At 47.0% G+C, this 12057-nt stretch carries 11 protein-coding genes; 8 read left to right on the top strand and 3 right to left on the bottom strand.

Features of this window, described 5'->3' with window-relative positions:
• Nucleotides 1-39 precede the first annotated feature (39 nt).
• Nucleotides 40-1338 (top strand): amidohydrolase, encoded by a 1299-nt coding sequence (locus FA954_RS08090; RefSeq protein WP_062842989.1) that lies wholly within the window; start codon nucleotides 40-42, stop codon nucleotides 1336-1338.
• Nucleotides 1339-1430: 92 nt separating this feature from the next.
• Here the strand turns inward: FA954_RS08090 and FA954_RS08085 are convergent, their stop codons facing one another.
• Nucleotides 1431-1628: a hypothetical protein gene (locus tag FA954_RS08085; protein ID WP_062842990.1), complete on the bottom strand. Its 198-nt coding sequence runs from the start codon at nucleotides 1626-1628 to the stop codon at nucleotides 1431-1433.
• Between the two features lie 198 nt (nucleotides 1629-1826).
• Here FA954_RS08085 and FA954_RS08080 point away from each other — a divergent pair, with 198 nt between their 5' ends.
• The 6 genes from FA954_RS08080 to FA954_RS08055 all read left to right on the top strand — a co-directional run bounded on the left by FA954_RS08080 (nucleotide 1827) and on the right by FA954_RS08055 (nucleotide 7990).
• Complete coding sequence (locus FA954_RS08080) at nucleotides 1827-2465, top strand: hypothetical protein (RefSeq protein WP_138614996.1); 639 nt, start codon at nucleotides 1827-1829, stop codon at nucleotides 2463-2465.
• Nucleotides 2466-2585: 120 nt separating this feature from the next.
• Nucleotides 2586-3119, top strand: a complete 534-nt coding sequence (locus FA954_RS08075) for a hypothetical protein (RefSeq protein WP_138614995.1) — start codon at nucleotides 2586-2588, stop codon at nucleotides 3117-3119.
• Nucleotides 3112-4620, top strand: coding sequence for an AAA family ATPase (locus FA954_RS08070; RefSeq protein WP_242062442.1), 1509 nt, complete (start codon nucleotides 3112-3114; stop codon nucleotides 4618-4620). Before FA954_RS08075 ends, FA954_RS08070 begins: the two co-directional genes overlap by 8 nt.
• Nucleotides 4621-4683: 63 nt before the next feature.
• Nucleotides 4684-5532, top strand: coding sequence for a 3-hydroxyacyl-CoA dehydrogenase family protein (locus FA954_RS08065; RefSeq protein WP_231564597.1), 849 nt, complete (start codon nucleotides 4684-4686; stop codon nucleotides 5530-5532).
• A complete protein-coding gene (locus tag FA954_RS08060) occupies nucleotides 5529-6725 on the top strand; it encodes an acetate/propionate family kinase (protein WP_037995382.1) in 1197 nt (398 codons plus the stop codon). Before FA954_RS08065 ends, FA954_RS08060 begins: the two co-directional genes overlap by 4 nt.
• A gap of 71 nt (nucleotides 6726-6796) precedes the next feature.
• On the top strand, nucleotides 6797-7990 hold the full coding sequence (locus FA954_RS08055; protein WP_037995379.1) for a pyridoxal phosphate-dependent aminotransferase: 1194 nt from the start codon (nucleotides 6797-6799) through the stop codon (nucleotides 7988-7990).
• 89 nt (nucleotides 7991-8079) lie between these two features.
• On the opposite strand, the gene lexA is transcribed toward FA954_RS08055, so the two are convergent.
• Together lexA and FA954_RS08045 are read right to left on the bottom strand one after the other, a co-directional pair.
• Nucleotides 8080-8700 (bottom strand): transcriptional repressor LexA, encoded by a 621-nt coding sequence (lexA, locus tag FA954_RS08050; RefSeq protein ID WP_049720079.1) that lies wholly within the window; start codon nucleotides 8698-8700, stop codon nucleotides 8080-8082.
• A 117-nt stretch (nucleotides 8701-8817) separates the two neighbouring features.
• Nucleotides 8818-9903, bottom strand: a complete 1086-nt coding sequence (locus FA954_RS08045) for a tyrosine-type recombinase/integrase (RefSeq protein ID WP_037995373.1) — start codon at nucleotides 9901-9903, stop codon at nucleotides 8818-8820.
• A gap of 237 nt (nucleotides 9904-10140) precedes the next feature.
• On the opposite strand from FA954_RS08045, the gene FA954_RS08040 reads away from it, so the two are divergent.
• The gene (locus tag FA954_RS08040; RefSeq protein ID WP_037995366.1) at nucleotides 10141-11391 is read left to right on the top strand and encodes an NCS2 family permease; all 1251 of its coding nucleotides are present in this window, start codon (nucleotides 10141-10143) and stop codon (nucleotides 11389-11391) included.
• The last annotated feature ends 666 nt before the right edge of the window (nucleotides 11392-12057 follow it).

Genomic DNA, 12057 nt, shown 5'->3' with positions numbered 1-12057 from the left:
TGATGTGCATTTTTACTTGAATGGTGAGGAGGAAAATGATTGAAACGGATATTCATTAACGGCACGATCATCACCCTGGTGGAAGGACAAGAAGTGATTGAACAAGGAGCCATGGGTGTGGATGGCACCGATATTACATATATAGGTCCGGTTCCGGGAGAAGACGAACTGGCTTCCTATGATGAAGTCATCGATTGCCGGGGACGCGCGATCATGCCCGGGCTTGTCAATACACACGGACATGCGGCCATGACGTTGCTCAGAGGGTATGCCGATGATCTTCCGTTACAAACGTGGCTGGAAGAAAAAATGTGGCCGCTGGAAGCCAGGTTTACAGCAAAACAAGTTTCGGCCGGAACGGCCTTGGCGGTCGCGGAAATGATAAAATCCGGGACCACATGTTTTGTGGATATGTATGACCATATGGATGAAGTGGCCAAAATCACGATGGAATCCGGGATGCGCGCCCGGCTGTGCCGCGGTTCCATCGGACTTTGCAGTGAAGAAGAACAAAAACAGAAACTGAATGAAGCCGTGCAATTCGCCAAGGATTGGAACGGACAAGCAGACGGGAGAATCACCACCATGCTGGCGCCGCATGCCCCTTACACCTGTTCGCCGGATTACATCCGCCAATTTGTGGAAAAAGCAGCCGAACTCTCATTGCCACTGCATACCCATATGTCGGAGACCGCGAAAGAAGTGGAACAAAATGTGAGGGATTACGGTGTCCGTCCGGTGGAACATTTACGCCGTTTGGGCTTTTTTGATCAGCCTGCGTTGGTGGCGCATGCCGTGCATGTGACGGATGAGGAGATCGATATTCTTGCTTCTTATGATGTTAAAGTCGCTCACAACCCGGAAAGCAATTTGAAGCTGGGAAGCGGCATTGCTCCCATTCCGAAAATGCTTGAAAAAGGCATCCGTCCCGGATTGGCCACGGACGGGGCGGCAAGCAACAACAATCTGGATCTGTTTGAAGAAATGCATATCGCAGCGATGATCCATAAAGGCGTTCATGAAAATTCGGTGCTGGTTCCCGCAATGACGGCATTGAAAATGGCTACCTTGTACGGTGCGGAATGCGCCTTTTTGGAAAAAGAAACCGGATCCTTGGAAGTTGGAAAGAAAGCGGATTTTGTGGTGTTGGATTTGTCGGGGGTCCATATGCAGCCTTTGCATGATGTGGTATCGCATATTGTGTATTCGGCCAACCGAAATGATGTGCGGGATGTTTACATTGATGGAAAACCGGTCATGCGAAACCGGGAATTGCTGACCATGGATGAAGAAAAAGTCAAATATGAAGCCAATCAGGCCATTCAGGAGATCTTATAAGAAAAAGCCGCCAATTATTGGCATCATTGGCAGCGAAAAGAGAGTTGGCGAAGGGGAATAGGCAGGAGTTTCTAAGTCATACTAAGAACAAATCAAATTTCCATATCAATATCCAATTGGAAGCGCAAGGGAATGTCTGTATTTCTTTCTTGCCATTCCCGTTTTTGAGCAGCAGGGGAAGCCCATGTTTCCGCGGGTAAAAAGGCGGACAGCTGTTTCCATTCTTCTTCGGTCAATCGGTTTTGTAACTCTTTGTAAATCCAATCGGGATAAAGGGAAGGGGTTGTCATTGCCTTCACCTCCCTTGTTGGTGTTAGTATCACCGGAGATAACCCGTTTATGATTAGCACATTTTGCCCGTCTGCAAAATTCGCGGCGGACGGCTTTTGGCATGAAATGGTTTGAGAACCCGACGGTTCTTGAACCATTTTTTCTTTTCGGGATAAAAAACAAGGAAATGACGTAAGTATGTTGAAAGGAGGTGTCGCATGAAACCGTTCTGTTGCATTTTGTTGTTTTCCCTGTTGTGGTTCTGTTCCGGTTGCGGGACAGAAGCGAACAAGCCTTCTCCAGCGGAAATCAAGCGTGCGGAGCAAAGCCGGCTTCAGCAAGAACTTCAGCACCTGATCCACCGTGCGGAGCAAAAAAAGCATTACGCGTTTTGCTTGCAAATACAAAATTCCAAACAAAAAGAAGAATACAAAGGAATGCAAAATGGGGAAAATTGGGTGATTTTGGATGCGCAGGAACACAAAGTCATGGAAAGAAAAAAAGAAAAGGTTTGGGCATATCATTCAGGAAAAAAGGAAGAAATGACACCGGAACAAGCCGGTTTGGTTTCGTTGAAAGACCATTTGCGGTTTATCGGACAGGTTTATGGAGAGATTGAAAAGAATCCGGACGCAAAAAGGATGAAAGTATCCGTCGATTCGGCGAAGTTAACCCGTAATTTCAAACAGCGCGTCAATGACGGGACCGAACAAGTGTTGTTTCCGGTTTATGAAGAGATGGAAATTTATTATGAGTTGATTTACACCGGACCGCAAATGGATCTGAAACGAATGATTTTGCATGTGCATGACAAAAAGCAAGCCAAACAAACCTTGACTTATGAGATTGAGGGGTAAAGACAGCATCACCGGAATGCTGTCTTTTTTTATTGGAATGGATTGTCAATACGATCATATATAAAAAATGTTATACTTTTTATGTATTTGTGTATGTCGTTTTAGAAAGGAGCGTGGCGTGTGAAAAATAAAAAAATCATTTTCATCAGTTGCTTGGTCACGCTTGTTTTATTGTTTGGCGGTTTTTGGGGATACCAAGAGCTGCTGGTGAAAAGACCGGTTGTTTCCATGATTGAAAAACAAACCGGGATGATGCTGAGAAACATCGATGTTTATCCATCTGACATAGAAATTGAACTGGAAATGAACCGTCCCGACCAAAAGGTCTTCACAAGAAAGGCTCCGGATTTAATCCGACGGATTCAGGAAAAAAACAAGCATCGTTCTCTTCATGTGAAATGGAAAGACCGTCCCAATGAGAAGTTGCTGGTTGCTTGGGATCAAATGATCTTTGGGATCCGGGAAGGCTTGGAAACGCAAAAATTTACGGAAATTCCTGAAACCATCGGGAAATGGGCGGACCAGTACCATTTGGGTTATGGCGTCAAAATGAATGAAGATGCTGTTTATATTTTGCTTTATGACGGAGATCATTATTTAACCCGTGTGATGCATGTCAATTCTGCGCAGAAAGGAGGCGACAGTGTTGATTAAGCCGGTTTTGGCGGGAGCCGGTGCGGCTCTCGTTATTTTTCTTCTATATCTGGGCGTGGATCCGCTGCCAGTTTTGGTTTTGGCGGCGATCGGAGGAATGGTTTATTTTCAGCGTTCCCGCATGGCGCAAAGGACAGGAAAGATTTTTGAAAAGAAAAAAACAACATCAGTGATTCCCACTGTTGATTTTGACGAGATCGGCGGTCAAAACCGGGCCAAAAATGAGTTGAAGGAAGCCCTTCAATTCTTGATCGACCGGAAAAAGATCGCTCAATTTGGAATTCGTCCGATCAAGGGGATTTTGCTCACCGGCCCTCCCGGAACGGGGAAAACGCTGATGGCCAAAGCGGCTGCCCACTACACGGACTCGGTTTTCGTCAGCGCTTCCGGCAGTGAATTTGTGGAAATGTATGTCGGAGTCGGGGCGAAACGCGTTCGCTCGTTGTTTGAAAATGCCCGTTTAAAAGCCAAGAAAAACAAAAAGTCATCCGCCATTATCTTTATTGACGAAATTGATGTCATCGGCGGGAAACGGGATGGCGGCCAACAGCGCGAATATGACCAAACGCTCAATCAGCTACTTACGGAAATGGACGGGATCCGGTCCGATCAGGATGTGCAGCTTTTGATTGTAGCGGCGACCAACCGGAAAGATATCTTGGATCCGGCACTCCTTCGTCCGGGACGGTTTGACCGGCATATCCAGGTGGATTTGCCGGATAAAAAAGCAAGGTTAAAGATTCTTCAATTGCACACCAGAAACAAAACGTTGCACCCGGATGTGTCATTGGAAAAAATCGCATCCGAAACTTTCGGGTTTTCCGGTGCACAATTGGAAAGCCTGACAAATGAAGCAGCGATTTACGCTTTGCGCGACAAGCAAACCGAAATCGGACAAGCGCATTTTGCATCCGCCATTGACAAAGTGCTGATGGGGGAGCAAACCGACCGGGAAGCCGGCGAAGAGGAAAAAGAACGGGTGGCGGTTCATGAAATGGGTCACGCGATTGTCTCGGAACGGTTAAGACCCGGTTCCGTTTCGGAAATCACTTTGACTCCCCGCGGGCAAGCCCTGGGTTATGTGCGTCAAAAACCGGAACAGGACCGGCTTTTGTATACCCGGGAGGATTTGGAAGAAAGCATCCGTGTCTGTTTGGCCGGAGCGGCTGCGGAGGAACATGTTTACGGCCAAAAGAGCACCGGGGCCAAGAACGATTATGAGCAAGCTTACCGTTATGCCCGGCAATTGATTGAAGCCGGCTTGTCGGGGCTCGGAATCATTCACCCCGAGTGGACGGACAAACAAGATATGTACACGGAAGCCAAGAAAATATTGGATAACCTGTATCGGGAAACTTTGAACGACATTGTGCAATTTTCCTTCATGTTTCAGGATGCATTGCGCATTTTATTAGAAGAAGAAGTGTTATCTGGTGACGATTTTCGGAAAATGTTAAAGAAATATGCTGCAAGAACTGTTAAAATAGATCAAGTTAGGTAAAAGATGAAAGGAGTACTTATCGTGGCAAGCATACAAAACATCGCAGTCATCGGTGGCGGAACCATGGGACGCGGCATTGCCGAATTGATTGCGTCCAAAGGTTTTGATACCACCATTATCGAACAAAACGATGAATTGGCCAAAGAAGCGTACGACTCTATTGAGATGAGCCTAGACAAGAAATTGTCGAAATGGGGCATTACGCTTGCTGAAAAGAAAATGACCCTTTCCCGTTTACATGTCACCAGTGACATGAATGTGTTAAAAGAAGCGGACTTTGTGATTGAATCCGTTTACGAAGACATGAAGACGAAAATTCAAGTCTTTGAACAATGTGATAAACTGTGCCGTCCTGAAGTCGTATTAGCCAGTAACACATCGACCCTCAGTTTGACGGAGATTGCGGCTGCGACCAATCGCCCTCAGAATGTGATTGGTCTTCATTTTGTGCATCCGGTTCCCCGGACACCGTTGGTGGAGATGGTACGCGGCTTAAAAACTTCTCAAGAAACCGTGGAAACCGTGATGGGGTTGCTGCCGAAACTGGAAATCAAAGGGGTTGAAGTATACGAATCTCCTGGTTTTGTCACCACCCGTCTGATTGTTCTTTTGATCAACGAGGCGATTTATACCTTGATGGAAGGAGTTGCCAGCGAGAAGGACATTGACCGGGCCATGAAAATCGGATATCACTTCGACAAGGGTCCGTTGGAAATGGCGGATCACTTCGGTTTGGATTCGATTTTGGCGGCATTGGAGCGCCTTTACCGTGAATTTGGCGATATTAAATATCGTCCCGCTCCGCTGTTGAAAAAAATGGTTCGTGCCGGGCATTTGGGAGTGAAAACCGGGGAAGGATTTTTCCGGTATGATGAAGACGGTGAACGTATCGACAAGGAGGAGCAGCAATGAAGATTTTAGTCATCAACTGTGGCAGTTCATCCATTAAATACCAGCTGTTTGACATGAAGGACGAGTCCGTCTTGGCCACCGGATTGGTTGAAAAAATCGGGACGGAAAGTTCGATTATCAAACATCAGGTGCCGGAGAAAGAAGAACTGGTGATTGCCAGCGAGATTCTGGATCACCGGGTCGGTATGAAAAAAGTGCTTGATTTGTTGATGGATCCGGAAGATGGCGTGATCAAAAGCGCTGAAGAAGTGGCGGCCGTCGGGCACCGCGTTGTTCACGGGGGAGAAAACTTCTCCAGCTCGGTGGTGATCGACAACGATGTGCGCCGGGCCATCCGGGAAACCATCGATTTGGCTCCTTTGCATAATCCGCCGAACCTGCTCGGCATTGACGCGGCCCAAGCCCAACTTCCGCATGCCGTCCATGTTGCCGTTTTTGACACGGCCTTTCATCAAACCATGCCCGATTATGCCTACATGTACCCGCTTCCTTATGTCTTGTATCGGAAACATAAAATTCGCCGTTATGGTTTCCACGGGACTTCGCACAAATATGTTTCGGAACAGGCTGCCAAATTCCTCGGTCGTCCGCTGGATGAACTGAAAATTGTCTCTTGTCATATCGGGAACGGAGCCAGCATTACTGCTGTTCAAAACGGAAAATCGGTGGATACAAGCATGGGGATGACACCACTGGAAGGTTTGATGATGGGAACACGCAGCGGGGATATCGATCCGGCGATCGTTCCTTTTGTCATTACAAAAGAAGATTTGACCCTTGCCGAAGTCAATTCCATGATGAACAAGCACAGCGGGTTGCTGGGGATTTCCGGAATTTCCGGGGATATGCGCGAAGTGACCGAAGCCATGGAGAACGGAAATGATTACGCGCGTCTGGCCATTGACATGTATGTCTATAAAATCAAAAAGACCATCGGGGCTTATATTGCGGCCATGAACGGCGTGGATGCCATTCTCTTTACCGCCGGGGTCGGCGAAAATGCTGATTTGATCCGGGAAAGAGTGTGCGAAGGGCTTACCTTCCTTGGCGTGGAACTGGATCCGGCATTAAATGCTGAACGCAGCAAAAAAGAGCGCCGGATCAGTACGCAGCGGTCCAAAGTGGATGTTCTTGTCATTCCGACCAATGAAGAACTGATGATTGCCAGAGAAACACAAGCACTGGTTCAATAAGGCATGTTCATGATAAGATGGATAATAGTGAGATAGATTGTTAGACTGCTGAACATGGGAGGGGCCCGATCTTGAAGCTTTCAAAACGTGTGCAACAGTTGGCGCCGTCGCCGACACTTGCGATTACTGCCAAAGCAAAGGCCTTGAAACAACAAGGGCATGATGTGATTGGCCTGGGAGCCGGTGAACCGGATTTCAACACACCGGAACACATCATTGAAGCTGCCAAATCTGCAATGGACAACGGTTATACCAAATATACGGCAACAGGCGGGATCCCTGAGCTGAAAGAAGCCATTGCAAACAAGTTGAAAAAGGATAACGGGTTGACTTACAAACCCGGCCAAATTATTGTGACCGTCGGGGCGAAGCACGCGCTTTACAATCTGTTCCAAGCCTTATTGGATGAAGGGGACGAAGTCATTGTCCCGGCCCCCTACTGGGTCAGTTATATCGAACAGGTGAAACTGGCCCAAGGAAAGCCGGTGGTGATCGAAGGAACAGAAGAGCAAGAGTTTAAGATCACACCTCAACAATTGCAAGAAGCCATTACTCCGCGGACGAAAGCGATGATTTTAAACAGCCCGTCCAACCCGACCGGCATGGTTTATACGGAGGATGAGTTGCGTGCAATTGGAAAAGTCTGCATTGACCGGGATATCCTCATCATTTCGGATGAAATTTATGAACATCTGATCTATGATCCGGACAAAAAACATGTCAGCATGGCCGGTCTGGGGCCGGATTATTATGATCATACGGTCATCATCAACGGGGTTTCCAAATCTTATTCCATGACCGGATGGCGGATCGGATTTGCTGCGGGTCCGGAGCCGCTGATCAAAGCCATGAACGGAATTTCCGACCACAGCACATCCAATCCCACTTCCATTGCGCAATATGCCGCTTTGGAAGCTTTGTCGGGTACACAGGAACCCATTCAAGAAATGAAAAAATCTTTCAAAGAACGCCGAGATTACGTGGTGGACCGCTTGAACAAAATTCCGGGTTTTGTTTGCCTGAAGCCGGCGGGCGCGTTTTATGCGTTTGTCAATATCCGTAAAGCGCTCGAAAACTCCGGCGGCCGTTACAAAACCCCGGATGAGTGGGCGGCGGATTTGTTGGAAACCGAACGGGTTGCCGTTGTTCCGGGTTCCGGTTTCGGTTCCAAAGATCATATCCGTATTTCTTATGCCACCTCATTGGAACAATTGGAAAAGGCTTTGGACCGGATTGAACGGTTCGTTTCCCAATCTCAGGCATGAAAAAAGGCTGTTGACCGTGGTCAACAGCCTTTTTGCCATCCATCAGAATATTTTTTTGACAGATAAAATCCTTGTAAGCATCACATGAATTACAAAACTTCACGAATCAAGCTGATCACTTTGCCGAGGATTTTCACACTGGGCAATAAAATCGGCGAAAGGGTGTCATTTTCAGGTTGCAAACGAATATGATCCTTTTCCTTAAAAAACCGTTTGACCGTTGCTTCCCCTTCAGGAGTCATGGCCACGACGATGTCGCCGTTTTCGGCGGTTGGTTGCTGACGCACGACCACATAATCCCCGTCCAAAATTCCGGCATTGATCATGCTGTCCCCGCGCACGGACAGGAGAAAAACGGGATCATCTTGTCCGGCGAGCCGTCTTGGAAGCGGATAATAATCTTCGATATTTTCAATGGCTGTAATCGGCTCGCCCGCCGTCACTTTACCGACCAGCGGGACCATGACGGTTTCCACGCCTTTGGTATAGATTTCAGGGCGGTGTAAAAGCTCGATGGCACGGGGTTTGGTCGGGTCACGCCGGATATATCCCTTTTTTTCAAGACGAGCCAGGTGTCCATGCACGGTGGAACTGGAGGCAAGACCCACGGCTTCACCGATTTCCCGAACGGAAGGCGGGTATCCTTTTTCGGCCACTTCTTTTTGGATATAGTCTAAAATGGCTTTTTGCCTGGGTGAGAGTTTGTCCACGTTTTCATCCCCCTTTGATCACATTCACCCGCTCCACATCGACATATCTTCTATTAGTATACATGAACAATGGAAAAAGAACAAACATTTGCAGAATGTTTGTTCTTAAAACACAGTTTATAACATTTGATCCAGCCGGTCGAGCGCTTCATCCTTTTCCGTATTGATGACATGGGTATAGATCTGGGTGGTTTGAATATTGGAATGCCCCAGAATTTCTTGCACCACCCGCAGGTTTTCCCCGTTGGACAAAAGAAGGGTGGCCAGGGTATGGCGCAGTTTATGAGGGGAAATGGAGGCTGCCTTCGGAGGCAGGTTGGCTTCGCGCACGTATTTGCTGATAATATCCGAGATTCCTTTCCGGCTGATGCGCTGATAGTTCTTATTGAGAAACAAGGCTTGCTGATGTTCCCGATCTGCTTTGTTTTCGGGGCGGACGGACAAATAATTTCTCAACGCTTGTTTGGCCGTCTCATTCAATTTGAGCATCCGTTCTTTTCCGCCTTTGCCCAAGATGATCACCCGCATGACTTCGCCGTCGGACTGGATGCTGTTCAGATTTAATTGAATCAGCTCGGACACCCGCATCCCGGTGTTTAAAAAAAGGAGAAGAATGGCCAGATCGCGTCTTTCCATCCATTCCGGGCTTTTGGTGTTTTTCTTTTGATGGTACGTTTTGACGGCGTGAAGAAGGCGCAGGGCCTCTTCTTTGGTCAGAAAGACAGGAACTTTCTGGCGCGAACGGCTTCTCAATGAAGCATCTTCGTATTCTGCCATTGGATTTTGGCTCAGCACATGGGTTTTGACCAGAAAACGAAAGAGAGAGCGCAACGAAGCGCGCTTTCTTTGTTTGCCACTTTGGGAGTTTTCCCGGTAGTGTGTCCGGGTGATCCACTCCTCCTTGATTTTCCCGGTTTTCGGGTCTTTTTTCTTTCTTAAAATATGTACGGTTCGTTCATAGCCGTTTTCAATCTGCCGGAAAAAACGTTTGATGATCATCGAATCCACTTGATCGATCGTTTTGTTGATGGAATCAAGATAATCAAAAAAGAGTGCAAAATCATAGGCATAATTTGCAATGGTTTGTTTTGAACGTTCGGCGCTGATCATCTCGAGAAAAAATTCTTGCACTTCTGCAGGAAACTGAGAGATGATCCGATTGATATTTTCTGGCAGTTTACGTGATTTAAAAACCGGTTTCAAGCCGAATCCACCTCCTGCTCCTGAAAGTCAGTGTCATTATTCTAACATAAAGAATGGAAGGTTATTTGACTTCAGCCGACAAGATCATCTATAATATCTATCCGGGTGTGGGAAACACCCGTTTTTTAATGACCATAATCCAATTTTATATGATAAACGACATCAATCTTTTTGTGTCACGCAACTTGTTGCGTGACGGGTGGGTGAGGGATCATCTCAAAGGAATAGAAAGGCAAGATGGATCGTTCAACATTGAAAGTTGAGATCATTGCAGGAGTGACTTCCTTTTTCACGACAGCCTATATTCTGATTGTTAATCCACTGATTTTGAAAGATGCCGGCATTCCGTTGGGAGCAGGATTGATGGCCACCATTTGCGCTTCCGTCTTTGGTTGTTTGATCATGGGATGGTATGCCAAAGCTCCGATTATCCTGGTACCCGGGATGGGAGTCAATGCATTTTTCAGTTACACCATTGTGCAATCTTTCGGGCTTTCGTGGAAGCAAGGGTTGGCTGTGGTGATTCTCTCCGGGCTTTGCTTTTTCATCGCCAGTGTGACATCCTGGGGCGATAAGCTTGTCACCGGGGTTCCGGATTCGTTGAAGCACGGAATCACAGCAGGGATTGGTTTCTTGCTGACTTTTATCGGCTTGCAGAAAGGGATGATCATCCAACCGAGTGAAATCAACGTGGTTCAACTGGGTGATTTTTCCCATCCGGTAACCCTCGCGACGATTTTGGGCCTTGTTGTTACTCTGTTTTTGTTTGTCCGGGGGACCAGAGGGGGCATGTTGATCGGGCTGATCATCACCAGCTTGCTGACGATGATCCTGACCGGTGATTTTCGTCCCCAGGCAGCCGATGTGAAGTTGCAAGATTATTTCCATCTGTTTGCTGCAGCAGAGTTCAACCTTTGGCAGATTCCGTTTTGGCTGTCTGTTTTCTCGATGACCATGATTGTGGTTTTTGAAAACATGGGCTTATTAAGCGGTATGCTGCCGGATGCCGAAAAATTTCCGCGGGCTTATCAGGTTGTGGCGGTATCCACACTCACATCCGGCATCTTCGGAACAAGCCCGACGGTGGCATCGGCTGAAAGCTCAGCCGGAATTGCTGAAGGGGGAAGAACAGGCATTCCGGCTCTGGTTGCAGCCGGATTGTTTGCCCTTTCGGTTTTTATGCTGCCGGTGATCGGCATGATTCCGGAAAATGCAGTTACTCCTGTATTGATGGTGATTGGTGCGCTGATGATGAAAAGCGTGCAAGAGATTCCCTTCCATGATTTTTCAGAAGGATTTCCCGCTTTTTTAATCATCGCTGGAATTCCGCTTACGGGCAGTATTGCGGATGGATTGGCGTTGGGATTCATCGCGTATCCGTTGCTCAAAGCCGCAAGCGGAAAATGGAAACAGGTTTCGCGCTTGATTTATATGACAGCGGGATTGTTTTTAATCTATTTTGTTGCTTCCGCATGGATGATGCATTAAAAAAAGAGGCCGGATCCGGCCTCTTTTTTTGTGGGGACGACATATTTACATGGGTGAGGAGATTCATTGTGGCATGTCATTGCCCGTGGGAGAGGAAACAAAGAATGAGCCGGGACAACCGGACGGGACACCTGTGTGCCATTTCAGTTTCAGGTTGCTCTGCCAATGTTAAGCGGTCCGGGTGGGGCGGATCCAAACGGCTGTTGTCCAGGATGCCATTTATTTTTGCCGGCGGGTGATTCATGACGAGGGCAGGGGTGGAAAACATGAGAAAAAATGTAAACAAAAAGCCGAGGGAGAATACGAGAATGACTGATATTTTTTTTGCAATCATATCTTTTTCTCCTTTTCATCCCGATAATGGATCATTCGTAAGGAGGATTTAATTTTTGTCTATTCCCACTATTCAAAATTAAACCCCTGGATTTCAGCGGAACGAATTGAACAAAATCAACATTTAATCCATTAATGAAGGTATTTTATCCAAGAAGCTTTAGTTTGCGCATAAACACCAACATAAACAAGTTTGCAACACAAACAAACCTTCAAAAAATAAAAACACACAAAGGATAAATTTACGACGTTCTCCCGGGCAACCAAAAAACATCAATCAAACCGAGCAACATCGCGATCGAAAAACAATAAAAATATATTATTCAAAAAATA

It is taken from the genome of Thermoactinomyces vulgaris, from assembly GCF_005886755.1.
Classification (GTDB): Bacteria; Bacillota; Bacilli; order Thermoactinomycetales; family Thermoactinomycetaceae; genus Thermoactinomyces; species Thermoactinomyces vulgaris.
The sequence above is the reverse complement of the archived record's forward strand: the minus strand, read 5'-3'. Positions and strand labels throughout refer to the sequence as shown.